Source organism: Aeromicrobium phoceense, assembly GCF_013868155.1.
Taxonomy (GTDB): domain Bacteria; phylum Actinomycetota; class Actinomycetes; order Propionibacteriales; family Nocardioidaceae; genus Aeromicrobium; species Aeromicrobium phoceense.
This window is the reverse complement of the sequence record NZ_JACEOG010000001.1, coordinates 286,911-311,432: the sequence shown is the minus strand read 5'-3', so window position 1 is coordinate 311,432 and position 24,522 is coordinate 286,911. Positions and strand designations below refer to the sequence as shown.

The 24,522-nt window shown below is 69.9% G+C and carries 22 protein-coding genes; 14 read left to right on the top strand and 8 right to left on the bottom strand.

The genetic code is table 11. The features are described 5' to 3' along the window. The first annotated feature begins 8 nt into the window (after positions 1 to 8). The 7 genes from H1W00_RS01485 to H1W00_RS01455 all read left to right on the top strand — a co-directional run bounded on the left by H1W00_RS01485 (position 9) and on the right by H1W00_RS01455 (position 9,089). Positions 9 to 1,001, top strand: coding sequence for a HEAT repeat domain-containing protein (locus H1W00_RS01485; protein WP_181753002.1), 993 nt, complete (start codon positions 9 to 11; stop codon positions 999 to 1,001). Positions 1,002 to 1,133: 132 nt separating this feature from the next. After that, positions 1,134 to 3,638: an ATP-dependent Clp protease ATP-binding subunit gene (locus H1W00_RS01480; RefSeq protein ID WP_181753000.1), complete on the top strand. Its 2,505-nt coding sequence runs from the start codon at positions 1,134 to 1,136 to the stop codon at positions 3,636 to 3,638. Between the two features lie 318 nt (positions 3,639 to 3,956). Beyond that, on the top strand, positions 3,957 to 4,817 hold the full coding sequence (locus H1W00_RS01475) for an ABC transporter ATP-binding protein (protein ID WP_181752998.1): 861 nt from the start codon (positions 3,957 to 3,959) through the stop codon (positions 4,815 to 4,817). Then, positions 4,814 to 6,361, top strand: a complete 1,548-nt coding sequence (locus H1W00_RS01470) for an ABC transporter substrate-binding protein (RefSeq protein WP_181752996.1) — start codon at positions 4,814 to 4,816, stop codon at positions 6,359 to 6,361. The genes H1W00_RS01475 and H1W00_RS01470 overlap by 4 nt, the downstream gene beginning before the upstream one ends. Positions 6,362 to 6,370: 9 nt before the next feature. After that, positions 6,371 to 7,279 (top strand): ABC transporter ATP-binding protein, encoded by a 909-nt coding sequence (locus H1W00_RS01465; protein ID WP_181752994.1) that lies wholly within the window; start codon positions 6,371 to 6,373, stop codon positions 7,277 to 7,279. Then, the gene (locus H1W00_RS01460; RefSeq protein ID WP_181752992.1) at positions 7,276 to 8,226 is read left to right on the top strand and encodes an ABC transporter permease; all 951 of its coding nucleotides are present in this window, start codon (positions 7,276 to 7,278) and stop codon (positions 8,224 to 8,226) included. Before H1W00_RS01465 ends, H1W00_RS01460 begins: the two co-directional genes overlap by 4 nt. After that, positions 8,223 to 9,089: an ABC transporter permease gene (locus tag H1W00_RS01455; protein ID WP_181752991.1), complete on the top strand. Its 867-nt coding sequence runs from the start codon at positions 8,223 to 8,225 to the stop codon at positions 9,087 to 9,089. Before H1W00_RS01460 ends, H1W00_RS01455 begins: the two co-directional genes overlap by 4 nt. 75 nt (positions 9,090 to 9,164) lie before the next feature. Here the strand turns inward: H1W00_RS01455 and H1W00_RS01450 are convergent, their stop codons facing one another. The 5 genes from H1W00_RS01450 to H1W00_RS01430 all read right to left on the bottom strand — a co-directional run bounded on the left by H1W00_RS01450 (position 9,165) and on the right by H1W00_RS01430 (position 15,667). Next, on the bottom strand, positions 9,165 to 9,962 hold the full coding sequence (locus H1W00_RS01450) for an enoyl-CoA hydratase-related protein (RefSeq protein WP_206679949.1): 798 nt from the start codon (positions 9,960 to 9,962) through the stop codon (positions 9,165 to 9,167). A gap of 65 nt (positions 9,963 to 10,027) precedes the next feature. After that, the gene (locus H1W00_RS01445; RefSeq protein ID WP_181752987.1) at positions 10,028 to 11,695 is read right to left on the bottom strand and encodes a class I adenylate-forming enzyme family protein; all 1,668 of its coding nucleotides are present in this window, start codon (positions 11,693 to 11,695) and stop codon (positions 10,028 to 10,030) included. A gap of 19 nt (positions 11,696 to 11,714) precedes the next feature. Next, a complete protein-coding gene (locus H1W00_RS01440; protein ID WP_181752984.1) occupies positions 11,715 to 13,244 on the bottom strand; it encodes a class I adenylate-forming enzyme family protein in 1,530 nt (509 codons plus the stop codon). A gap of 47 nt (positions 13,245 to 13,291) precedes the next feature. Continuing rightward, positions 13,292 to 14,527: an acyl-CoA dehydrogenase family protein gene (locus H1W00_RS01435; RefSeq protein WP_181752982.1), complete on the bottom strand. Its 1,236-nt coding sequence runs from the start codon at positions 14,525 to 14,527 to the stop codon at positions 13,292 to 13,294. A 33-nt stretch (positions 14,528 to 14,560) separates the two neighbouring features. Then, complete coding sequence (locus tag H1W00_RS01430; protein ID WP_241732801.1) at positions 14,561 to 15,667, bottom strand: acyl-CoA dehydrogenase family protein; 1,107 nt, start codon at positions 15,665 to 15,667, stop codon at positions 14,561 to 14,563. A 196-nt stretch (positions 15,668 to 15,863) separates the two neighbouring features. On the opposite strand from H1W00_RS01430, the gene H1W00_RS01425 reads away from it, so the two are divergent. The 4 genes from H1W00_RS01425 (at position 15,864) to H1W00_RS01410 (ending at position 18,687) form a co-directional block, all read left to right on the top strand. After that, positions 15,864 to 16,673, top strand: a complete 810-nt coding sequence (locus H1W00_RS01425) for an enoyl-CoA hydratase-related protein (RefSeq protein ID WP_181752978.1) — start codon at positions 15,864 to 15,866, stop codon at positions 16,671 to 16,673. 41 nt (positions 16,674 to 16,714) lie between these two features. Beyond that, complete coding sequence (locus H1W00_RS01420; RefSeq protein WP_181752976.1) at positions 16,715 to 17,530, top strand: VOC family protein; 816 nt, start codon at positions 16,715 to 16,717, stop codon at positions 17,528 to 17,530. Beyond that, the gene (locus H1W00_RS01415; RefSeq protein ID WP_181752974.1) at positions 17,527 to 17,856 is read left to right on the top strand and encodes a putative quinol monooxygenase; all 330 of its coding nucleotides are present in this window, start codon (positions 17,527 to 17,529) and stop codon (positions 17,854 to 17,856) included. Before H1W00_RS01420 ends, H1W00_RS01415 begins: the two co-directional genes overlap by 4 nt. Positions 17,857 to 17,973: 117 nt before the next feature. Beyond that, positions 17,974 to 18,687, top strand: a complete 714-nt coding sequence (locus H1W00_RS01410) for a TetR/AcrR family transcriptional regulator (protein WP_181752972.1) — start codon at positions 17,974 to 17,976, stop codon at positions 18,685 to 18,687. Positions 18,688 to 18,725: 38 nt separating this feature from the next. On the opposite strand, the gene H1W00_RS01405 is transcribed toward H1W00_RS01410, so the two are convergent. Further along, a complete protein-coding gene (locus tag H1W00_RS01405; RefSeq protein ID WP_181752970.1) occupies positions 18,726 to 19,613 on the bottom strand; it encodes an A/G-specific adenine glycosylase in 888 nt (295 codons plus the stop codon). Between the two features lie 46 nt (positions 19,614 to 19,659). Between H1W00_RS01405 and H1W00_RS01400 the strand changes: the two genes are divergently transcribed. Continuing rightward, positions 19,660 to 20,382 (top strand): hypothetical protein, encoded by a 723-nt coding sequence (locus H1W00_RS01400; RefSeq protein ID WP_181752968.1) that lies wholly within the window; start codon positions 19,660 to 19,662, stop codon positions 20,380 to 20,382. Between the two features lie 25 nt (positions 20,383 to 20,407). Here H1W00_RS01400 and ispF read toward each other — a convergent pair whose 3' ends face one another. Further along, positions 20,408 to 20,878 carry a 2-C-methyl-D-erythritol 2,4-cyclodiphosphate synthase gene (gene ispF / locus H1W00_RS01395; protein ID WP_338072793.1) on the bottom strand — a complete coding sequence of 157 codons (471 nt, stop codon included), beginning with the start codon at positions 20,876 to 20,878 and terminating at the stop codon, positions 20,408 to 20,410. 19 nt (positions 20,879 to 20,897) lie between these two features. After that, the gene (locus tag H1W00_RS16910; protein ID WP_181752966.1) at positions 20,898 to 22,046 is read right to left on the bottom strand and encodes a C39 family peptidase; all 1,149 of its coding nucleotides are present in this window, start codon (positions 22,044 to 22,046) and stop codon (positions 20,898 to 20,900) included. 103 nt (positions 22,047 to 22,149) lie between these two features. On the opposite strand from H1W00_RS16910, the gene cysS reads away from it, so the two are divergent. Together cysS and rlmB are read left to right on the top strand one after the other, a co-directional pair. Continuing rightward, a complete protein-coding gene (gene cysS / locus H1W00_RS01385) occupies positions 22,150 to 23,556 on the top strand; it encodes a cysteine--tRNA ligase (RefSeq protein WP_181752964.1) in 1,407 nt (468 codons plus the stop codon). Then, a complete protein-coding gene (gene rlmB, locus H1W00_RS01380; RefSeq protein WP_181752962.1) occupies positions 23,556 to 24,500 on the top strand; it encodes a 23S rRNA (guanosine(2251)-2'-O)-methyltransferase RlmB in 945 nt (314 codons plus the stop codon). Before cysS ends, rlmB begins: the two co-directional genes overlap by 1 nt. The last annotated feature ends 22 nt before the right edge of the window (positions 24,501 to 24,522 follow it).

The window sequence follows — 24,522 nt, the reverse complement described above, 5'->3', positions numbered from 1 at the left end:
GACGCATCATGCCTGACACCACCCCCTTCGAACAGCGCGGCGACGACGAGCTCGTCGAGCTCGCGCACCGCTCGCGCGGCGACATCGCGAAGGAGTCCCTCGTCGCCCTCGTGCGGCGTGACTCCGACCGCGCCACCCCCGTGGCCGTCGAGCTGCTGACCGCGCACGCCGAGCCGCGGGTGAGGTCGCTCGCGGCGGTCACCCTGGGTCGCACGCAGGATCCCGACGCGCCGGCCGCCCTCACGCGGGCCCTCGCCGACGCCGATCCCACCGTCGTGCGGCGGGCCGCGCAGTCGCTCGCCCGCGTGGGAGACGCGTCGGTCCTTCCCGACCTCGCGCGGTCGCAGCCGTCCGAGGCCACGCCGGCGGGGCGCGCCGTGCTGACGGCGCGGCTGCTGATCGGCTACCGCGCCCACCAGCCCGAGCTGCTCGTGCCGGTCACGGCCGAGATCACCGAGTTCGGCCGGCGTCGCGGCGAGGAGATCGCCTTCGGCGGTCGGGCCAAGGTGGCGAAGGCGACCGTGCTGGCCGCCGTGCGCGCCGAGGTCCCGGCCCTGGCGTTCGCCTCGCGTGAGCTGCTGACGTTCACGTGCTCGGGGGCGGCAGGTGCCGTGGCCCTCGCGGAGGACGTCGGCGAGGTCGACCTGTCGGTGCCGCAGATGCTCGGCGTGATGGTGCGCGAGCGCGTCTGCTCCGAGCGGTACTCGCTCGACTGCTACGTGCTCAGCGACGACCGCGACGCCACCGGCGGCACCCGCCCGTACCTGTGGCTCGTGCGCCCGAGTGGTCGCGTGGTCCACGTGGGTCGTCTGGAGGTGGGCGACGACCGCGCCCGGTTCTCCGTCACCGGCTCGGTGGCGCCCTACGCCAACCCCGTGAAGGTGGTGGGGGAGCGGACCGCGTCGGGCACCCTCACGATCGAGTCGGCGCTCGTGGGCAAACCGGCCACGGGAGCGGCGCGGGCGGCCGCGCCTCCGGCCCGCGAGGCCCTCACGCGGTGAGCCGATTCCGCCGACAGCGAACAGTGGAAGCCACGCCCGTGCATGACGGTTGAGTTAAGCAACTGGACAGGGCGAGTCGGGTCACCAAGACCCGTCTATGCTGAAAAGACCAGTCCAGCAGAGGGGACCGACATGTTCGAAAGATTCACCGACCGGGCCCGACGAGTCGTGGTGCTTGCGCAGGAGGAAGCGCGCATGCTCAGCCACAACTACATCGGCACCGAACACATCCTGCTGGGCCTCATCCACGAGGGTGAGGGCGTCGCCGCGAAGGCACTGGAAAGCCTTGACATCTCGCTCGAAGCCGTCCGCGGCCAGGTCGAGGACATCATCGGCCAGGGCCAGCAGGCACCCAGCGGGCACATCCCGTTCACCCCGCGCGCCAAGAAGGTGCTCGAGCTGAGCCTGCGCGAGGCGTTGCAGCTGGGACACACGTACATCGGCACCGAGCACATCCTGCTCGGCCTGATCCGCGAGGGCGAGGGCGTCGCCGCCCAGGTCCTCGTGAAGCTGGGCGCCGATCTCAACCGCGTCCGCCAGCAGGTCATCCAGCTGGTGAGCGGCTTCCAGGGCAAGGAGTCCGAGACCACGGGCGCCGGCACCGAGGCTCCCGCCGCCGCGTCCAGCGCCGTGCTGGACCAGTTCGGCCGCAACCTGACCCAGGCCGCCCGCGAGGGCAAGCTCGACCCGGTGATCGGCCGGGCCGACGAGGCCGAGCGCGTCATGCAGACGCTGAGCCGCCGCACGAAGAACAACCCTGTCCTCGTGGGCGAGCCGGGCGTCGGCAAGACCGCCGTCGTCGAGTCGCTGGCGCAGGACATCGTGCGCGGCGACGTGCCCGAGACGCTCAAGGACAAGCAGATTTACACGCTCGACCTCGGCGCGCTGGTGGCGGGCTCCCGCTACCGCGGCGACTTCGAGGAGCGCCTCAAGAAGGTGCTCAAGGAGATCCGCACCCGCGGCGACATCATCTTGTTCATCGACGAGATCCACACCCTGGTGGGTGCGGGTGCCGCCGAGGGCGCGATCGATGCCGCCAGCATCCTCAAGCCGATGCTGGCTCGCGGTGAGCTGCAGACCATCGGCGCCACCACGCTCGACGAGTACCGCAAGCACTTCGAGAAGGACGCGGCGCTCAACCGTCGCTTCCAGCCGGTGCTCGTCAACGAGCCGTCCGTCGCCGACTCGGTCGAGATCCTCAAGGGGCTCCGCGACCGCTACGAGGCGCACCACCGCGTCTCGATCACCGACGACGCTCTCGTGGCCGCCGCCACGATGGCCGACCGCTACGTGAGCGACCGGTTCCTGCCGGACAAGGCGATCGACCTGATCGACGAGGCCGGTGCGCGCCTGCGCATCCGTCGCGCCGCGGCGCCGCCGGAGTTCAAGGAGTTCGACGAGCAGATCGCCGACGTCCGCCGCCGCAAGGAGGGCGCCATCGACGCCCAGGACTTCGAGCTCGCCGCGAGCCTTCGCGACGAGGAGAAGAAGCTCATCGCCGCCAAGCACGAGCGTGAGCGCGCCTGGAAGTCCGGCGACCTCGACCAGGTCGCGGTCGTCGACGAGCACCTCATCGCCGAGGTCCTGGCCAAGGCGACCGGCATCCCGGTCGGCCAGCTCAGCGAGGAGGAGTCCAGCCGGCTCCTGCACATGGAGGACGAGCTGCACAAGCGCGTCATCGGTCAGGACGAGGCCATCAAGGCCCTGTCCCGGGCGATCCGTCGTGGCCGTGCCGGCCTGAAGGATCCCCGTCGTCCCGGTGGATCGTTCATCTTCGCCGGGCCCTCGGGCGTCGGCAAGACGTGGCTCTCCAAGGCGCTGGCGAACTTCCTCTTCGGCGACGACGAGGCGCTCATCCAGCTCGACATGAGCGAGTACAGCGAGAAGCACACCGTCTCGCGCCTGTTCGGCTCGCCTCCGGGCTACGTCGGGTACGAGGAGGGTGGCCAGCTCACCGAGAAGGTGCGGCGCAAGCCGTTCAGCGTGGTCCTGTTCGACGAGATCGAGAAGGCCCACCCGGACATCTTCAACTCGCTCCTGCAGATCCTCGAGGAGGGTCACCTCACCGATGGTCAGGGTCGCGTCGTCAACTTCAAGAACGCCGTGATCATCATGACCACCAACCTCGGTGCGCGTGAGATCTCCAAGGGCGTCAACCTGGGCTTCTCCCAGGCCGGCGACGTCGCGGGGACCTACGAGAAGATGAAGGAGCGCGTCGGCACGGAGCTCAAGCAGCACTTCCGTCCGGAGTTCCTGAACCGCGTCGACGAGGTCATCGTGTTCCCGCCGCTGACGCAGGAGGAGATCCTGCGGATGGTCGACATGATGGTCGGTTCCCTCGAGGCCCGTCTGGCCGAGAAGGACATCGACATCGAGCTCACCACCGCGGCGAAGATCAAGCTGTCCGCCGACGGCTTCGACCCCGTGCTCGGTGCGCGGCCGCTGCGGCGCACGGTGCAGCGCGAGGTCGAGGACGTCCTGGCCGAGAAGCTTCTCTACGGAGAGCTCCACGCCGGCCAGATCGTCGTGGTCGACGTCGTGGACGGTGAGTTCACCTTCACCGGCACGTCGAAGGCCGATCTGGAGCTGCCTGAGGTTCCCCCGGCCGTCGAGGCCGGCGCCAGCAGCGACGACTGAGCACCACCAGCAGCACCACCACGCAGGGCCCGGGTCATCGACCCGGGCCCTTCGTGCGTCCCGGCGTGCTCCCGAAGCCGCCCGTGATGAGTCGGTGAGCCGCAGCCGGGCAGGCGAACCGGCGCCCTGACCAGTGGCCGGGCGCGACCGCTCGGCGGGCCTCGGTCGGCCCGCGATTTCCCCTGTCCTCCCAGCGGATTCGCCATGCCCGAAGGTGTGGCGCAAGGCCGACGAACCGCGATCCCAGAGATCAAGAAATAAACTTGATGTCAGGTTCAATGTGATCTAGCCTACACAAAACCCACCTGGGAGGGATGCATGGAGAACTTGACTCGCGAGGGCCCGACGACGGCCACGAAGCCCGCGCTCTCCGTCGAGGACCTGGTCATCGAGTACCGCCTCGCCCGCGGTGGCGTGGTGCGTGCCGTCGACGGGGTCAGCTTCGACGTCGGCGAGTCCGAGATCGTCGGAATCGTCGGCGAGTCCGGAAGCGGCAAGTCCAGCGTCGGGATGGTCGTGGCCGGCTTCCTCAACGCGACCGACGGCCGCCTGCACTTCGACGGGACGACGACCCAGGAGTGGGGCCAGGTGTCGAACTCGGGCCGCGCCGGGGTCCAGATGATCTTCCAGGACTCCTCGACCGCGGTGAACCCGCGCCGCAGCGTCGGCAGCATCATCGCCGAGGCCATCGCCAAGGGCGGCCGGATCACCAAGAGCCACATCCAGCAGAGCGTCGCGTACATCGAGCGCGTCGGCCTCGACCCCGCCCTGGTGAACCGGAAGCCCCGCGAGCTCTCCGGCGGCCAGAAGCAGCGCGTGGCGATCGCCCGTGCGCTGGCCGCACGGCCCGGCCTGCTGGTCTGCGACGAATCCGTCTCGGCGCTGGACGTGTCCGTCCGGGCGCGCATCCTGAACCTCCTCGTCCAGATCCGCCGGGACGAGGGCATCGCGATCCTGTTCATCTCGCACGATCTCGCCGTCGTGAGCCAGCTGGTCGACCGCGTCGTCGTGATGCAGCAGGGGAAGGTCGTCGAGGTCGGCCCGGTCCGCGACGTCATCGATCGCCCCCAGCACGCCTACACGCAGAAGCTCCTGAACGCCATCCCGCGTCTGGAGCGGACCACCGTCAGCACCCATCCGAATCAGCAGTTCACTTCCATGAAAGAGGAGACCTCGTGAAGCGAATCTTTGGACCAGCGCGATGGGTCGCCATTGCGGCCCTCGTCGGCGTCATGTCGGCCTGTACCGGGTCGGACGGCGGCGCCGAGGGCGATGCGTCGATGCTCAAGGCCGGCTCGCTGCTGCAGCCGAGCAGCCTGGATCCGGTCAACGTCACCGGCGGGCACGACATGACCTTCCTGCGGCTCATCTACGACCGTCTCCTCGAGGTCGACGCCGAGACCGGCCAGGTCAAGGAGGGCCTCGCCACCGAGTGGGGCTACTCCGAGGACAAGAAGACGTTCACCCTGAAGCTGCGCGAGGGCGTGAAGTTCTCCGACGGCACGCCGGTGGACGCCGAGGCCGTGAAGGCGAACCTCGACCGCAACTTCAAGCTGACCAAGCTCGGCCTCATCACGTCGGTCGACTCGGTCGAGGTCGTCTCGCCGACCGAGCTGAAGCTCACCCTCGGTGAGGACAGCGCCTGGCTGGCCGAGCAGCTGGCGCACAACTCGGGCTACATGGTGTCCCCGAAGGCGTTCGAGGCCTCCGGCGACGACGTCTCGGGCAACCCGATCGGCTCGGGCCCCTACGTCATCAAGACGAACGTGTCGGGCTCGCAGATCGTGTTCGAGAAGAACGACGACTACTGGAACGACGACCGTGGCTTCTACGAGTCCATCGACCTGAAGTTCTTCAAGACCCCGGTCTCGATGAACCAGGCGCTGCAGTCGGGGCAGATCGACGTGGCGGCCCGGACGGCCCTCACCGACATCGACACCCTGAAGAAGGCCGACGGCATCGAGGTCGAGGTCGACCCGTCGCTGGCGCACTACCACGTGCAGTTCAACATGGCGAGCCCCAAGCTCGAGGACAAGCGCGTCCGCGACGCGTTCAACTTCGCGCTGGACCGCGAGGCGCTGGCCAAGGCCGCCACCGGCGGCTACGGCGAGCCGACGCAGAGCATGTACCCGTCGTCGTCGGAGTACAGCAGCGACGAGACGCAGTCGCTGTACACCTACGACCCGGCCAAGGCCAAGCAGCTGCTGGCCGACGCGGGCTTCGCCGACGGCATCGAGCTCAAGTGCAGCACGTACACCGGTTCGGGCTACGAGACCTCGTCGCCCTACATCCTCGAGCAGCTCGAGGCCGTGGGCATCAAGGTCGACCTGGAGATCAGCGAGCTGACCGAGGTGATGGCCAACTTCTACAAGGGTGGCGACATGGCAGCGGCCGCCAAGGCGCCCGACTGCAACTTCACCAGCTGGCCCAGCCAGCCCACCCCGCGTGACACGTTCAACGCGGAGTACGGCAAGTCGATCTACAACGTCGGCCACGCCGAGGTCGTTCCGTGGGAGATGCTCGCCGACTTCGAGACGACTCTCGATCCCGACGAGCGGGTGACCAAGGCCCAAGCGATCCAGGTCGAGGCCGCGAACAACCCGAACATGGCGAACATGTACACGAAGCCGAAGGCCTACGCGCACCGGACGAACGTCGAGCCGCACGAGCCCAACCTGCTCGAGTTCGACATCGACATGGCCGCGCTGAAGCCGGCCGAGTAAGGAGGGCCCATGCCACATCCCAGTAGCGCAACCCAGGTGTCCGACGACCAGCGTCGCGAGCCGATCCTGTCGGTCCGCCAGCTCGAGGTGGACTTCGGCGGACCCCAGAAGGCAGTCGTCGACGTCTCCTTGGATCTGTTCCCGGGGGAGATTCTGGGAGTGGCCGGACAGTCCGGGAGCGGCAAGAGCCTCACGGCCCTTGCCGCCCTCGGGCTGGCCCCGACGAACGCGCACATCAACGGCTCGATCCGCTTCAAGGGCAAGGAGCTCATCGGCGCGAGCGAGTCCGAGCGGGCGAAGGTCCGCGGCTCCGGGATGACGATGATCTTCCAGGAGACCGTGACGGCCCTCAATCCCGTGGTGCAGATCGAACGACAGATGGAGCTCGCGCTCCGGGCGAACGTCGAGTGCTCGAAGGCCCAGGCCAGGGAGCGCATCGTCGAGGCGCTGAACGACGTCCAGCTCCGTGACGTCGAGCGGGTGCTCCACAGCTACCCGTACGAGCTGTCCGGGGGCATGTGCCAGCGCGTCATGATCGCGATGGCGCTGGTGTGCGGCGCGGACATCCTGTTCGCCGACGAGCCCACCACGGCGCTCGACGTGACGGTCCAGCGCGAGGTCATGGACATCATCCGCAAGGTGACCGACGAGCGGGAGCTGGCCGTCATGCTGATCTCCCACGACATCGGCGTCCTCGACGAGGTGTCCGACCAGCTGGCCGTGATGTACCGCGGCCGGGTCGTGGAGACCGGCCCCTCGTCCGCGGTGATCGCCGACCCCGGACACCCCTACACGCAGGCGCTCATCAGCAGCATCCCCAGGATCCACGGGGCGCACAACGAGTTCATCGAGATGCCCCAGCTCGACTTCGAGGAGTTCGAGCCGCTCCATCACCCAGCGAGGGAAGGTGTCGCGTGACCCGTCTATTCCTACGCCGCCTGAGGGTGGTCATCCCGACCCTCCTGCTGATCACGCTGCTGTCGTTCATGCTGCGCGTGATCATCCCCGGTGGTCCGGCCGAGGCCCTGCTGGGCGGCTCGGACAACCCCGACACCATCAAGATGATCAACGAGAGGTACGGCCTCGACCAGCCGCTGTGGCAGCAGTACTTCAGCTGGCTCGGCGGCGTCCTCCAGGGCGACTTCGGCATCTCCTACGCCACCGGCCTCCCGGTCGTGGACGTCCTGGCGCCCCGCATGGTGTCGACGCTGGAGATCGTCGGACTCGGCATGCTCGTCGCGCTCGTCGCCGGTGGTGGCATCGGCATCTTCGCCGCCATCAAGCGCGAGACGAAGCTGGGCCGCACGGTCTTCGCCGTCTCCGGCCTGGGCGTCTCGGTCCCGGTCTTCTGGATCTCCACGATGTGCGTGGGCATCTTCGGCGCCAGCCTGGGCTGGCTGCCGGTCAACGGCTACACGCCGTGGTCGGAGGGCGTGATCCCGCACCTCGAGTCCATCCTCATGCCGGTGCTGCTGATCGCCGTACCGCCCACGGCCTTCACGATCCGCCACGTCCGCAGTGCCATGGTGGCGGCCCTGGACAGCCCTTACATCCGCGCCGCCCGCGCGATGGGCGTCAGCCCGGCACGGATCAACTTCGATCTCGCGCTGCGCAACGCCGTGGGACCGATCATCACGTTCATCCCGTTCCTGGCCTCGACCCTCGTCGGCGAGCTCGTCATCATCGACGTCGTCTTCGTGCTGCCGGGGCTGGGGGCCTCGATCATCGACGCCGTCCACTTCCGTGACTTCGCCGCACTCCAGGCGATCGTGCTGATGCTGGCGTTCGCGGTCGTGATGCTGTCCCTGATCGCCGATCTGGTGCTGACGGCGATCGATCCCCGTCGCAGGAAGGAGCTCGCATGAGCATCGCCCAGAACCTCGTGCCCGGCCGGGCCGCGACCGCCGGCAGGCGCAACCGGTCCGACGTGGTCTTCACCCCGACGGTGATCTTCGCCATCGCGGTGGTCGCCACCCTGATCCTGGTCGGCCTGCTGGCTCCCCTCATCGCGCCGTACGATCCACTGACGACCGACGCGGACAACACGTTCGCGAACCCGTCGGCGTCGCACTGGCTGGGCACCGACCAGGCCGGACGCGACGTCCTGAGCCGGCTGATGTACGGCGCCGCCGCGGCCTTCCAGGGCACGGCCATCGCCGTCGCGGTCTTCCTCCTCATCGGTGTTCCGTGGGGCCTGGCCGCGGGATACATCGGTGGCCCGCTGGACGAGGTCAGCATGCGGCTCGCGGACGCCATCCTGTCCATCCCGGGCCTGGTGCTGGCCGTCGCGATCACCGGAGTCGTTGGCTCCGGCCTCAACATGTCGATGGTGGCGCTCGGGTTCATCTTCGCGCCGAGCATCGCGATGCTGCTGAGGTCGAACATCCTGCCCATCCGGCGGGCGGACTACCTGCTGGTCGCGCGTTCGCTGGGAGTCAGCAACACGCGCGCCGCCATCCGCCACGTGCTGCCGAACGCCTTCGCGCCGGTGCTGGTCCAGGCGTGCAGCCTGGCGAGCATCGCCATGATCGTCCAGGCGGCGCTGGGCTTCCTCGGCCTCGGCGTGAACCCGCCGCACCCGTCCTGGGGCGGGGACCTGGCGGACGCGTACCTGTTCTTCACGCAGGCACCGTTCGCGACGGTCGTCCCCGGCCTGGTGATCGTGCTGGCGGCCTTCTCGATCAGCCGCATCGGCGACGCGATCCGCGTCGCGCTGCACGTCGGCTGATCCTGCGACGACGAAGGGGCCCGGTCCGAATGGACCGGGCCCCTTCGTCGTGGCGTCACCGAGGTGACGCGACGGTCACTGCTTCGCCGCGAAGGTCGTCGGCGGGACGGCCGAGTGGTCGAGCGGCGCGAACTTGGGCTGGCGGCGCTCCAGGAAGCTCGCCACGCCCTCGGCCAGGTCCGGCCGGGCCGCCGAGGCGCGCATCAGCTCGTCCGAGTGGTCCATGGACTCGATCAGCGGGCGGTCGTAGTGGTTGTACATCTGCCACTTGATGACGGCCATCGCGGTGGGCGACACGTTGTCGGCCAGGTCCCGGGCGTAGGCGTTGGCCCGGTCCAGGACCTCGTCGCGCGGCACGGCGAAGTGGACGACACCGAGTCGCTCGGCCTCGTCGCCCTTGAAGACGCGCGCCGACAGGAGCAGCTCGGAGGCCGTCGCCAGCGACGTCAGGCGGGAGAAGAGCCAGCTGAGGCCGTGCTCCGCGATGAGCCCGCGGCGGGCGAACGCCGTGGTGAACTTCGCGTCCTGCGATGCGATGCGCACGTCGCACATCAGGGCCAGCTGAAGGCCGATGCCGGCGCAGGCTCCGTTGATCGCCGCGATGACCGGCTTGGGGAACCACATCGGGGCCAGCAGCGGTCGGCTGCCGGCTCCGGTGCCGCCGTCCTCCTCGGAGAGGATCTCCATGTCGGCGCCGGCCGAGAAGGCCTTGCCGGCTCCCGTGATGATGACGACGCGCACGTCGTCGTCGTGGGCCATCGTGTCGAAGAGCCCGAACAGCTTGGTCTGGACCTCGCTGTTCCACGCGTTGTAGACGTCGGGTCGATTGAGGGTGATCGTGGCGACCCCGTCCTCGACGTCGACGAGGATCACATCATTGTCCGTTGCTGCCATGGTGTGTCGCATTCCCTTCCGGGGAGGTGTGGTGCTGCCGAAAATCAGAGGGTGGACCTGACGCTCTCCCTGACCGAGGTCCGGATGTCGCGCTTGAGGAGCTTGCCCACGGGATTGCGGGGGAGCTCGTCCATGTACTCGATGAGCTCGGGGAGCTTGTAGACCGCCAGGCCCGCGTCGCGCAGGTGGGAGAGGATGTCGGCCAGCGTCGGCGGAGCCGACTCGTCCCGGGGCACGACGACGACGCAGACGCGCTCGCCCAGCTCCTCGTCGGGGACGCCGACGGCCGCGCAGTCCGCCACGCCGGGCGCCCCGACGACGAGGTTCTCGACCTCGGCGGCGCTGATGTTGAAGCCGCCGCGAATGATGATGTCCTTCTGCCGGTCGAAGTACGACAGGAACCCGTCTCCCTTGATGAGGAACAGGTCACCGGTGCGGAGGTAGCCCTGGTCGTCGAAGGCCCGCTCCGCCAGGTCGGGGCGGTTGAAGTACCCGGGGAAGACGAGGGGGCCGCGGACGCGCAGCTCGCCGGTGTCACCAGCGGTGGTCGTCGAGTGGTCGTTCTCGTCGACGACCCGGTACTGCATCCCGCTGATGCCCGAGGGCCAGGAGTAGCCGGGCAGTCCGTACCAGGGCAGGTGCGTCGACCGCATGTCGGCCGCGGGCACGTCCTCGGGGCCGGCCCACAGGCCGGCGCCTTCGTTCATTCCCCAGCCGTTGACGATCTCGACGCCCCACCGCTCCTTGTACCCCTCGATGAGGGAGCCCGAGGGCGGGGAGCCGCCGGTCATGATCGAGTCCACCGAGGTCAGGTCCAGGGCCGAGTCGGGTGCGTTCAGCAATTGACGCAGGATCGCCGGCGGGAGGATCAGGAACTGGGTCTCGTGGTCGTTGATCTGCTGGATCAGCAGGTCGAGGTCGAGCGGGTGGTGGAGGGCGACCGAACCGGAGAGCTTGAGATTCACGGTGATCGTCAGGCACACGCCGAGCATGTTCGTGACGGGCGCGGCCGCGACCTGGCGGTGGCTGCCCTCGCGCAGGCTCAGGCTCTTGACCAGCGCCTGGCCGCCGTAGTTCCAGTTGTTGTGGCTGAGCGGGCAGCCCTTCGGTTGGCTCTCGGTGCCCGAGGTCCAGCACAGCGTGAAGATCTCGTAGGGGCTGGGTCGCCGCTCGGCCAGGACGTCGGGCCGGGGCTTCGTCTCGGCCATCGTCATGATGTCCGCGAGGTCGATGAGGTGCTCGATCGTCGAGCCGTCCTGCCAGCCGCGCGCGTCGTCGAGCGGCCGGTGGCTCTTGAACGTCTCGGGGGCGATCAGGAAGCGCGAGCCGGTCAGCTCGGCCACGTAGCCGATGTCCTTGGAGCGCCACTGCATCGGCACGGGCGAGATGATCCCGCCAGCGGCGCAGATCGCGAGGTACAGCAGGGGCAGCTCCACGACGTTGGGGGACTGGACGATGACCACGTCGTCCTTCTCCAGGCCCAGGTCCACCAGGCTCGTGGCCACGCCCTCGGCCGCGTCCTTCAGCTGCGACCAGGTCAGGGCCGTGGGGTCCGATCCGATCAGGTCGCGCCGGTTGGGCGGGTCGGAGTAGGCAACGCGGTCGGGGAAGGTGCGGGCCCCGGTGTCCAGATCGTCGAGGAGCGTGTGGTCGGTGGACCACAGCCCGGCAGCGGTGAACTCTTCGATCTGCTCTGGACGATGAAGGATCATGGTTCTCCCTGGCGTGGTTTCAGGTGGTCGGGACCGGCTTCGAGGTCCTGGCGGTGCGGAGGCCTTCGGCGTCGACGACCGACCGGTCGATCTCGCGCTTGAGGATCTTGCCCGTCGAGCCCCGCGGGAGCTCGGCGACGACTTGGTAGATCCGCGGGGTCTTGTAGGCGGCGACCCGCTCGGACATCCACGCCTGCATCCCGGCGACGTCGAAGTCACGGCCCTCGCGCAGGACGACCACGGCCGCGATCTCCTCGCCGAGACGCTCGTCGGGGACGCCCACGACGGCGGCCTCCAGCACGTCCGGGTGCGAGTAGAGGATCTCCTCGAGCTCCTTGGGGTACACGTTGTACCCGCCGCGGATGATCAGGTCCTTGATCCGGTCGACGACCCACAGGTGGCCCTCGTCGTCCATGCGCCCGAGGTCACCGGTGAGGAACCAGTCCTCGTGCCACGCCTTGGCGGTGGCCTCCGGCCGATTCCAGTAGTTCTTGAAGCACATGTCCGAGCGGACCGCGATCTCGCCGATGCTGCCCGGCGGGAGCTGCCGGTGCTCGGTGTCGAGGATGGCCAGCTCGGCACCGGGCCAGGCGATGCCGGCGCTCTGGGGCTTGTGCGGGGCGTCGAGGGGCGGGCAGGCGCCCACCCCCGCCGTCTCCGTGAGGCCATAGCCGGCCAGGACCTCGCAGCCGTACCGCTCCTCGAACCGGCTGGCGACCTCGGTGGGCAGGCCGGCGCCGCCGGAGATGGCGAGCCGCAGCCGCGAGAGGTCGAGCGAGTCGACCTCGGGCCCGACGTTGGACATGGCGTTCCACATCGTCGGAACGCCGGCCAGCAGGGTGACTCCGTGCCGGGCCGCGGTCTCCAGCAGGGCGGCCGCGTCGAACTTCGTCATCAGGGTGACGGGAATGCCCAGCTCGTACGCCGTGCGGATGATCGTCACCTGCCCGAAGACGTGGAAGAGCGGCAGCGCGCTGCCGAAGTGGTCGTCGGACGTCAGGCCGAGCGCCTCGCTGATCGACCTGGCACTTCCCCGGATGCCGTGGTGGGTGAGCTGGGCGCCCTTCGGCTGACCTGTCGTCCCCGAGGTGTACATGATGCAGGCGCCGTCACCGGGCTCGACGGAGCGCGGCAGATCGCTCTCCGTGACCGGCGCGGCCGACTCGTTCAGGTTCCAGACCGGAACTCCGAGCTCCTCGCCGGCCTCCTCGAGGTGGGCCTGCGTGCTGTCGCCGGCCAGGGCGAGGACCGCCCCGGAGTCCTCGAGGAAGTACCGCAGCTCGCCCCGCGTAGATCCGGGATTCACCGTGACCGCGATGGCGCCGATCGCCAGGATCCCGTGGTAGGCGAAGACCCACTCGGCCTGGGTGCCGGCGGCGAGCAGGACCCGCTCGCCCGGTGCGACCCCCGCTCCGGCCAGCCGCGCGCCCCAGGCCGCGGACGCGTCCCGCAGGTCGCGGAACGACCACTCGACACCGTCGATGCGCAGGGCGACGGCATCGGGCTGGCTCTGGGCGTTCGTCCAGATCGGCTGGGCTGCGTTCACCATCGGAGGCCTTTCGGGCGTGGAGGCAGGTGGAGGAGGCGGACTGCGGCTCAGCGGCTCCGGTTGGTCTCCACCTTGGGCTCGCGCGGCATGCCCAGGATCTTCTCGGACAGCAGGTTGCGCTGGACCTGGGATGTCCCGGCGAAGATCGTGCTCGCCTTGGCGTTGAGGAAGCCGGTGATCCAGCCCGCGCTGTCGGTCGGTGCCCCCGGGGCGTCCGGGCCGTCGGGGATGGCGGGACGGCGTCCCTCCAGCGTCAGGACGTTCTCGCCGAGGATGTCCATGGACAGCTCGGTCAGGACCCGGTGGTACTCGGACCAGAAGAACTTGTTCATGGCGCCTTCGGGGCCGATGCCCTGACCGGACAGCGACCGGGTCAGCGCCCGGTAGCCCATGAGTCGCATCGCGAGAACGCGCGCCCGGCACCACGCGATGCGTTGGCGGATGCCCTCCTCGTGGTTGCGGCCGTGCTCGCGGGCCAGCTCCTCCAGGCGGTCGAGCTCCTCGGCGAAGCGGATGGCCAGCACCGCAGCAGCGCCACCGCGCTCGTGCTCGAGCAGTGCCGTGGCCACGCGCCAGCCGTCGTTGACCGGGCCGATCGTGTTCTCGGCCGAGGTGACGGCGTCGGTGAAGAAGACCTCGTTGAAGTCGGCCTCGCCCGAGATCTGCTTGATCTGGCGGACCTCGACACCGGCCTGGTCCATGGGGCACGCGAGCAGCGTGAGCCCGCGGTGCTTGGCGGCCTCGGAGTCGGTGCGGACGAGGACGAAGATCCAGTCGGCCAGGTGCGCGGTCGACGTCCAGATCTTCTGTCCGTTGATGCGCCACTGACCGTCCTCGAGGACGGCGTTCGTGGCGGCACTCGCGAGGTCGGAGCCCGACTGCGGCTCGGAGTAGCCCTGGCACCACTTGTCCTCGCCACTGAGGATGCGCGGCAGGAACTTCTGCTTCTGCTCCTCGGTGCCGAAGGCGAGCAGGGTGCTGCCGAACATCTGGATGCTGAAGACGTCGCTCATGGCGGCTTGGGGGAGCTTGTGGCGCGTGAGCTCCTCGGTGATGGCCACTTGGTACTCGGCGCTCAGCCCGCGGCCGCCGTACTCCTTCGGCCACGAGATGCCGATGTAGCCGCGCTCGTACAGCTCCTTGCGGATGCGCTCGGCGAAGGGATCGTACTCCTCGCGCGGCAGGGTCCCGGCGCCGGCCCAGTCGGTCGGCACGAGATCGCGCAGCACGATGGCGAATTCCTTCTGGAACGCCTGGACGTCAGGGGAGAAAGTGGGGTTCATGCGGCGTCGTTCCAATCTGTGGTGAGCGTCGGTTCAGACGGCGAGGAGGTCGGCGATGCGGGCGCGGTGGCGGTGCGGCGTGCCGAACAGCGCCGACGACGCCTTGGCGCGGCGGAAGTACAGATGAGCCGAGTGCTCCCAGGTGAAGCCGATGCCGCCGTGGATCTGGATGTTGTTGCCCGCGGCCAGGCTGAACGCGTCGGACGCGGCCTGCTTGGCCATGGAGGCCACGACGCTGGCGTCCGGAGCGCCCTCCTGGATGGCCCAGGCGGCGTACTCGGCCAGGAGGCGAGCCGTCTCGACCTCGACGAGTGCGTCGGCGCACATGTGCTTGATGGCCTGGAAGGAGCCGATCGGCCGGCCGAACTGCGTCCGCTCCAGGCTCCACGACACCGACTGGTCGAGCGCGGCCTTCGCGCCGCCGACCATCTCGGCCGCGAGCGCGGCGGCGGCCTTGTCGTTGACCTCGGCCAGGACTTGTCCCGCGGTCTGCGGGCCCACCACGAGGTCGGCCTTCACGTCGCGCAGCACGAGCCGGCCGATGGGGCGGGTGAGGTCGAGGCTCTCGCGCAGGTCGACCGTGACACCGGGTGCGTCGGCGGCGACCCGGAACCACGCCGGGCCCTCGGGCAGCGAGGCGATGACGACGAACTCGTCGGCGGCGTCCGCGTCGGTGACGTTGACCTTCAGGCCCGTGAGCCGGTAGTCGTCGCCGACCTCGAACGCCTTCGTGGCGTGTCCTGGTGCGGACCACGTGCCGCTCTCGTCGGCGATGGCGAGGGTGAAGACGCGCGAGCCGTCGGCGATGCCCCGCAGGGACTCCGCGGCCTCGTCGCCACCCTGCTCCAGCACCCAGCTCGCGGCGATCGTGGAGAAGTAGGGGCCGGCGTACGAGTCCCGGCCCAGCTCCTCGAGGACGATCGACGTCTCGATGAAGCCGGCGCCGCTGCCGTCGACCGACTCCGGCAGGGCCAGGCCCTGCAGACCCAGCTGCCGGGCCATGGTCGTCCACAGCTCGCGGTCGAACTCGTAGCCGGACTTCAGGAGCTTGTTGCGGGCCTCGCTCCCTGAGCGGCGGGAGAGGAAGTCTTTCACCGAGCTGCGAAGGTCTTCTTGCTCCCTGCTGAAGGAGAACTCCATGTCTGCGCCTTTCAGGTCGGGTCTGTCGGGGTCAGCCGCGACGGGGCGAGCGAACGGCCCGACGGCGTGATCGAGATCACGTTAACTCCGAATTGAGTTTGACGTCAACTTTGAAATTGAACTTGACTTCCGTTTCACCTGGGTCTTGACTTCCGGCAAGCCGCACTGTTGGAAATCACTGTGAGGAGCGCCGCCCGTGGGAGTCGAAAAGACTGAGGATCCGGTCATTATCGAGCGCGGAGACGGCGTCGCCCGGTTGACGCTGAATCGTCCCGATCGGCTCAATGCGATGAGCGACGCGATGCTCGATCTGTTCGTCGAGCTGGTTGCGGACGTCACCGCCGACGAGGATGTTCGGGTCATCGTGCTGACCGGCGCCGGCCGCGGGTTCTGCGTCGGGGGAGACCTCGACGCCTTCAGCGAGTCCGGTGACGCCGAGCCCGTCACGCGGGGCGCCTCGATCGAGAAGCTGCACCGCCACATGCGCGCCTCGGAGCTGCTGAGGTCGTCGCACGCGGTGTCCGTCGCCGCGGTGAACGGTGCCTGCGCGGGCGCCGGGCTGTCCCTGGCCGCCGCCTGCGACCTCCGCGTCAGCTCCTCGGCCGCAGTCTTCCGCTCGGCCTTCGTCGACGCGGCCCTGTCGGGCGACTTCGGCGGGACCTGGCTGCTCACGCGGCTGATCGGCGAGTCCCGCGCCAAGCAGATGGCCTTCCTCAACGAGAAGGTCACGCCCGAGACCGCACGGGAGTGGGGCCTGGTGTCCGCGGTGCACGCCCCGGAGGTCTTCGAGGACGAGGTGAGCGCCCTCGCGTCCACCCTGTCGAGGAAGGCGCCACGCGCCCTGGCCGGACTCAAGCAGAACTTCATCGACGCGGCGAACCTGACGTTCGCCGAGGCGAGCGCGATCGAGGCCCAGCGGCACGTCGACTGCTCGCGCACCACCGATCTGGTCGAGGCCGCGAACGCGTTCCTCGAGCGCCGGGAACCCCACTTCACCGGCTCCTGAGCCCCCCACCGACCCAGCCCCCAGCACCGAAGGATTCGACCATGATTCGACTGCGGCAAGTGTGCATCGCCTCTCCCCAGATCACGGACGCCGACGAGCTCGCCGAGATCTTCGGCGTCAACGTCGCCTACCGCGACCCACTGATCATCGAGTTCGGTCTGGAGAACGCGCTCCTGGGCTTCGGCGGGACCTTCGTCGAGTTCATCGCGCCGTTGAAGGACGGCACCACGGCGACCCGCTTCCTGGCGAAGCACCCCGGCGGCGGCGGGTACATGGTCATCCACGACACGGACGAGTACGAGAAGATCCGCGAACGGATCGACGCGCAGGGCGTCCGGGTCGCCTTCGAGAGCACCCCCGAGCTGCGTGGCGCCGAGAACAACCAGGCCGACTACGGCTACGACTCGTTCCGGCACGTGCAGCTCGATCCTCGCTCCGTCGGCGGAACCCTGATGGAGTTCAACCAGACGGACGGCAACGAGGACTACTTCGGTGCCTACGCCCCGGCCGGGACCCGCTGGCAGGAGCTGGTGCAGGGCGACGACCTGCCCAAGATCGTCGCGGCGGAGTGCACCAGCACCGATCCCGACGCGATGGCCACGACGTGGGCGACCCTCATGGACAAGCCGGTCGAGAACGAGGACGGCCATGCGGTCATCAACCTCGACGGTGGGGCGGTCGACCGCTTCGTCGCCGGGGCGGCCAACGCCTTCACCCGGGTGTTCATCGAGGCGTCGGACCCGGAGCAGGTCCTCGAGCGTGCGCGCGCCGCCGGCCACGAGGTCGCGGAATCGGAGTTCGAGTTCTGCGGCGTCCGGTTCGTCATCGTGCCGCGCGCCGGCACACCCGCCCGATGACGATCAACGCCACGGTCGGCTTCACGATCCATGCCGGCACCAACGCGCAGTTCGAGGCGGCGTTCGCGCAGGCTCGCGACGCGTTCCTCGCGGACGAGGGCTGCCTGCGCTACGACCTGCAGCGCGTGCGTGGCTCGGACGTCGACTACGTCCTGCTGGAGGCGTACGCGTCCGAGGACGCCGTCGAGGCGCACGGTGCGAATCCGGCGCTGCGCACGCTCGGGCGCGCGTTGAAGGGCTCGCTGCTGTCGGGCCCCGACGTCGTGGTCCTGGACCCGGCCGGCGAGCAGGTCGAGCTCGCGTCCGGTTCACGGCTGCGCTCGTAGTCCCGGCGCGTCGGGTGATCCCGACGGGTCGTCGGTCGAGCCTGACGTCGATCCCCGGGGCCGGACTCGTAGGATGTGAGGACATTTCGCGCGCCAACCTGTGACGGGGAGGTCTCCATGGACGAGGACGCCGGTGTCCTTGGAGACGGGTCCGGGCCCGCCGCCAACGCTCCCGACGAGCCGCTGCTCAAGCACCCGTCGGTGGTCAAGGAGGTTCCGACGACCGTGCGCGGTCGACGCACCCGCGACTCCCTGATCGCCGGCGCCAAGATCGTCTTCGCGCGCGACGGTTACATCGGCGCGCGGCTCACCGACATCACCGTCGAGGCCGGCTGCTCGACCGGCACGTTCTACACCTACTTCACCGGCAAGGAAGAGGTCATGGCGGCGGTCGTCAACGACGTCCTCGCCGACATGATGCGCCCGGGCGTCGGACGGCTGCGCGACGTCGAGACCGACCCGATCAGCACCATCCGCGCCGCCCACCAGGCGTACTTCGAGTCCTACAAGCGCAACGCGGGCCTGATGGTCGCCTTCGAGCAGGCCTCGACCGTCGACCCTCACTTCGCCGAGATGCGCGCCGTGCGAGGCGACCTCTTCGGCCAGCGCAACGCCCGCCGGATCCGGGAGTTCCAGGATCGCGGACTGGTGAATCCCGACCTGGACCCCTATCTCATCGCCCTGGCGCTGAACGCCATGGTCAGCCGGATGGCCCATCGCGCGATCGCCCTGAAGTCCGACATCGATCTCGACCAGCTGCTCGACGTCGTCACCGAGCTGTGGGCCAACGCGCTCGGACTGGCGCGCTACGAGGGCACCTCCGGATCCTGACGGCGAATTCGCGCCACTCGCCGTGACGGACGGTGGGCTCAACCGGGCAGGGTGAGGCGGCCGTCGGCGGCGAGGTCGAGCAGGCCGTCGTCGAGGAGTGAGTCCAGGCAGCGCTCCCGCTGGGCGGCGTCGGACCAGGCCGCGGCGACGAGCTCGGGCGCGACGGGCCCGGCCGCGTCGCGGACCACGGCCATGAGCGCGCCGCGGCACTGGCGGTCGGTGCCGTGCCACGGCTGGCCGCGCCGGGGCGGTCCGTCGTGCGGGGGATACCCGACCGCGCGCCACCGGCACGCGTCGGCGATCGGGCACGCCTCGCAGCGGGGGGCCCGCGCCGTGCAGACGACCGCGCCGAGCTCCATCGTCGAGGCGGCCCAGGCGGCGGCGACCGCATCGTCCTCCGGCAGCAGCGAGGTCGCCAGGTCGCGCTCGGCCCTCAGCACGCCCTGGGACGGGTACTGCACGCCGGACACGACGCGGGCGAACACGCGTCGCACGTTGGTGTCGAGCACCACGGCCCGCCGTCCGTAGGCGAACGACGCGATCGCGGCGGCGGTGTAGTCGCCGACGCCCGGGAGCGTCAGCAGCTCGTCGTAGGTGCCGGGAACCGCGCCACCGTGGCTCTCGACGATCGCCGTCGCGGCCGCGTGCAGGCGCAGCGCCCGGCGCGGGTAGCCGAGCCGGCCCCAGGCCCGCACCGCCTCGCCCGCCGGGGACGCCGCCAGATCGGCCGGCGTGGGCCACCGCTCGAGCCACGCCTCGAAGACGGGAAGCACCCGCACGACGGGGGTCTGCTGCAGCATGAACTCCGAGACCATGACGCGCCAGGGATCAGGATCCTCGCGCCACGGCAGCGTGCGGCGATGCGCGCCGTACCAGTCGATGACGCGCCGGTGCAGCTCGGCGGGCGGGGGAGTGGTCGCAGGCATGGCGCGTCGATCCTTTCACGCGGCACCGTGCGGATAACGTGGAGCGGTGAGCAACGGGCCGGTCGGACGCGACGTCTACTGGCGGCGGAGGCTGCTCGTCCTCGCCGCTCTCCTCGCGATCGCGTGGGGCGTCGTCCAGCTCGTCGGCCTCACCCGTGGCGACGTCGCGAAGCAGACCGCGGCCACCGAGCCAACACCCACCCCGACCGCGAGCACCGCACCGGCGACGGCCGCCCCCACCGACCAGGTGGCCGTGGCGATCGAGACCGACGCCAAGCCGTGCGAGCCCGACAACGTGAGGATCGTCCCGTCGGTCCCCGCCGGCCAGTTCGCCGGTGGCCCGGTCAGGATCGACCTGATGCTGACGGCGCTCGACGGCACCGCCTGCACCTTCCGCCCCAGTGCCAGCGAGCTGCTCGCCGTGGTCGACACCCAGCGCGCGCCGATCTACGACTCGTCGGTGTGCCGGACCGCCTTCTTCGACGAGGCCGTCGCCGTGCCCGCCGGCTGGAGCACCGTCGCTCCCGTCGAGTGGAACGGTCGCGGATCGGGCTCCGGCTGCGGCAGTAGCGAGGGCTTCGCGCCCCCGGGCAGCTACACGTTGAAGATCGGCACCTACGGCGGCGAGCCCGGCGAGGTCACGTTCAAGCTCGCGCGCCGCGCGCCGGAGACGCCCGAGACCAAGGCCACCACGGCACCCACGAAGAAGCCGACGCCGAAGCCCACGCCGACGCGGCCCAAGGCCAGCTCGACCGCTGGCACCGACTGACCGGGCCTCCGGCGGACGCCGCTCGCTAGTGGACCAGGGCCACCGCGATCGCGGCGATGCCCTCGCCGCGGCCGGTGAGGCCGAGGCCGTCGGTGGTGGTGCCCGAGAGCGACACGGCCGCACCGATGGCCTCGGAGAGCACCTGCGTCGCCTCGTCGCGGCGACCCGAGAGGCGCGGCTCGTTGCCGATGAGCTGCACGCTGACGTTGCCCACCGTGAGCCCGGCCTCCCGGACGAGCTCGGCGGTGCCGCGCAGGAACTCGAGTCCCGAGGCGCCCGCGTAGCGCGGGTCGGCGGTGCCGAACTGGCTCCCGATGTCGCCCAGGCCCGCCGCCGTCAGCACGGCGTCGACCATGGCGTGCGCGACGCAGTCGCCGTCGGAGTGGCCCTCGAGGCCACGCGGCGCGTCGGGCCAGTGCAGGCCCGCCACCCACAGCGGCCGGCCGGCGACGAGCTGGTGGACGTCGGTGCCGATGCCGATCCGGGGAGCGCTCACGCCTGAACCCTAGTCGGGATCAGAACGCGAGCCGCTTGTTGCGGGGCGCGATGACGTACGTGACGCCGCCGCTGCCCTTGAGCCACGCGCGCTCGAACTGGGCACGGTCGTAGACCCGGCGGACCTGCGCGTTCGTGCGACCGGCCGGATCGTTCACGATGACGTCGCCGTCCTTCTCGAAGCCGCGCACGACCATGAGGTGGCCGGGCGTCGAGCTGATCGGCGAGCCGCTGAGCTGACCGCGACCGAAGGCGACCGACGCCACGACGGGCACGCCCTTCGTGATGTACGCCTCGATCTCGCGCAGGTTCACGAGGCGGTGCACCACCGCGTCGGTGCTGTACATCGACGCGTACGCGGTGTTGAAGGGCCACGTGCCCGTGCCCTTGTACGAAGAGTCGTAGGTGTAGCGGGCGGCGTGGTCGACCCAGCGGTCGGCGCCGGAGGCCCACGCGTAGTCGGCGGGCTTCGGGCCGAGGCCGAAGTAGCGCAGGACCATCGAGGTCGAGGTGGGCGAGCACCAGGCCTCGCCGCCACCGCCGTACTGCGGGTAGTGACCGGTGTGGATCATCTGCGACGACATCGGCACCTTGAGGTCGACGGTCTTCGTCATCGTCGTCCGGGAGGTGGCGGCCGACTTCGTGACGTACGTCGACGAGACACCCGAGACGGTCCGGACGATCGGCGACTTCGTCCTCGTGGTCGTGCGCCCCGCCGAGACCTGGATCTGCCACTTCGTGAACGTGCGTCCGGTGGCCGCGCGCACGACATCGGTGTCGACCCGGGCGAGGGCGTCGGCCTGGGCCCCGTAGGTCCGGCGAACGCCGCCGGCGAGACCGTGGCGCCACTGCGCGACGGTCTTCCACGACGAGGCCTTCGAGCCGCTCGCGACCCGCACCTTGACCTTGAGCCACGTGCCGTTCGGCATCCGCGTGACGTTCCACGACGGGATGAGCGCCGTGCTGGCCTGCGGGGTCGAGACCCAGCCGGAGCGCCAGCTCTTGGCCTTGGAGCCCGCGGGAATGACGAGCTTCGGCGTCCAGCGGGTGAGCTGGGGACGCGGGTGGGATGCGGCCTCGGCGGGCGCGGTGGCCAGGCCGGGGGCGATCATGACGGACGCCAGCAGGGCGGTGAGCGCTGCCGCGACGGGGAAGAGTCGGCGGATCACCGCCTCAGGGTAAGTGAAATCTGAGGCCGGTGGTAGCGAAGTGACGTGCAACCCCGGGTTCGGCGCGGTCTGGGGAGGGGGCTGCGGCCGATAGGCTGGGCAGGTGACGATGCGCCTCTACGACTCCGCCAGCCGCGAGCTGCGGCCGCTCGACCCCGTCGTGCCCGGCCAGGTCGGCATCTACCACTGCGGACTGACCGTGCAGGGCCCGCCGCACATCGGCCACATCCGCAAGGAGCTGGTCTTCGACGTGCTGCGCCGCTGGCTCGAGCGGTCGGGCCTCGAGGTCACGATCATCGCCAACGTCACCGACATCGACGACAAGATCCTCGCGAAGGGGATCGAGCAGGGTCGTCCGTGGTTCGACGTCGCCTACGAGAACGAGCGCGCGCTGCACGCGGCCTACGAGGTCCTCGGCTGCCGCCCGCCCACGTACGAGCCCCGCGCCACCGGCCACGTGCCGGAGATGATCGAGATGATCGAGACGCTGATCGAGCGCGGCCACGCCTACCCGGCCACCGACGGATCCGGCGACGTCTACTTCGACGTGCGCTCGTGGCCCGACTACGGCCAGCTCTCCAACCAGCGGATCGACGACATGCAGGACGCCTCCGACGCGCCGCCGGAGGGCAAGCGCGATCCCCGCGACTTCGCGCTGTGGAAGGGTCGCAAGGCCGACGAGCCCGAGTCCGCCTCGTGGCCCACGCCGTGGGGCCGTGGTCGCCCGGGCTGGCACCTCGAGTGCTCGGCGATGGCCGCCAAGTACCTCGGCCACGAGTTCGACATCCACGGCGGCGGCCTCGACCTGCGCTTCCCGCACCACGAGAACGAGCTGGCCCAGTCGCGCGCGGCCGGCCAGGCGTTCGCCCGGGTGTGGATGCACAACGCGATGCTCAACCTGGGCAACTCCAAGATGAGCAAGAGCGTCGGCAACACCCTCTCGGTCAGCGAGGTCGTCAAGCGCGTCCCGGCGATCGCGCTGCGCTACTACCTCGTCGCCGCCCACTACCGCTCGATCATCGAGTTCAGCGAGCAGTCGCTCGCCGAGGCGGCCACGGCGTTCGAGCGCATCGAGGGGTTCTGCGCCCGCGCGGCCGAGCTGGTGGGCGCCGGTGAGCCCGGCTCGGTGCCGGAGGCGTTCGCCGAGGCGATGGACGACGACCTCTCGGTGCCCGCCGCCCTCGCGGTACTGCAGGCCACGATCGGCGAGGGCAACCGCCAGCTCACCGACGGCGACACCGTCCGGCTCGCCGAGACGCTGGCGTCCGTGCGCGCCATGCTCGACGTCCTGGGGCTCGACCCGCTCACGTGGGGCTCCCAGCGCGAGTCGGGGGCGGCCACCGAGGCGCTCGGCCAGCTCGTCGACGCGCTCGTCGCGGCGCGCGCCGAGGCGAAGGCGACGAAGGACTGGGCTCGCGCCGACGAGCTCCGCGACCAACTGACTGCTGCGGGGATCGAACTCGAGGACACGCCCTCGGGGACCCGCTGGAACCTGAAGGGTGGCCACTGATGGCCGGCAACAGCAAGCGCAAGGGCGCGATCAAGAAGACCGGCAAGGGCAATCCCACCGCCGGCTCCGGCGGTCGGCGCCGGCAGGGACTCGAGGGCAAGGGCCCCACGCCCCGCGCCGAGGACCGTCCGAACCACAAGAAGTACAAGATGGCCAAGGCGGCCGACAAGCGCCAGTCCGGCCGGCCGAAGCGCCGCAACGACGACGGCCCCGAGCTCGTCGTCGGTCGCAACTCGGTGGTCGAGCTGCTGCGGGCGAACGTGCCCGTGCTGTCGCTGCAGGTGGCCGAGGGCATCGACCGCGACGACCGCGTGCGCGAGATCTTCCAGCTCGCCGCCGACCACCACGTGCCGCTGCTCGAGGTGGCGCGCGTCGAGCTCGACCGCATCACGTCGGGTGCGGTCCACCAGGGCATCGCGGCCAAGCTCGAGGCCTACGAGTACGCCGACCCCGACGAGCTGCTCGAGCTCGCGGCCGAGCGCGGCGAGAAGCCGCTGATCGTCATGCTCGACAGCATCACCGACCCGCGGAACCTGGGCGCGATCGTGCGCTCGGCAGCGGGCTTCGGCGTGCACGGCGTCGTGATCCCCGAGCGGCGCGCGGCGCAGATGACCGCGGCGGCGTGGAAGACCTCCGCCGGTGCGGCCGCACGGGTGCCGGTCGCCCGGGCCACCAACCTGACGCGCCAGATCAAGGCGTACCAGGAGGCTGGACTCATGGTCATCGGCCTGGCCGCCGACGGCGACGTGGCGCTGCCCGACATGGACCTCGGCAACGACCCGCTGGTGGTCGTCATCGGCAGCGAGGGCAAGGGCCTGTCCCGGCTCGTCGGCGAGACCGTCGACCAGCTGGTGTCGATCCCGATGTCGTCGACGCTCGAGTCGCTCAACGCGGGCGTCGCCGCCGGCATCACGCTCTACGCGATCAGCCAGACGCGCGCCTGAGGACCTGAACCGCTGGCGGTGA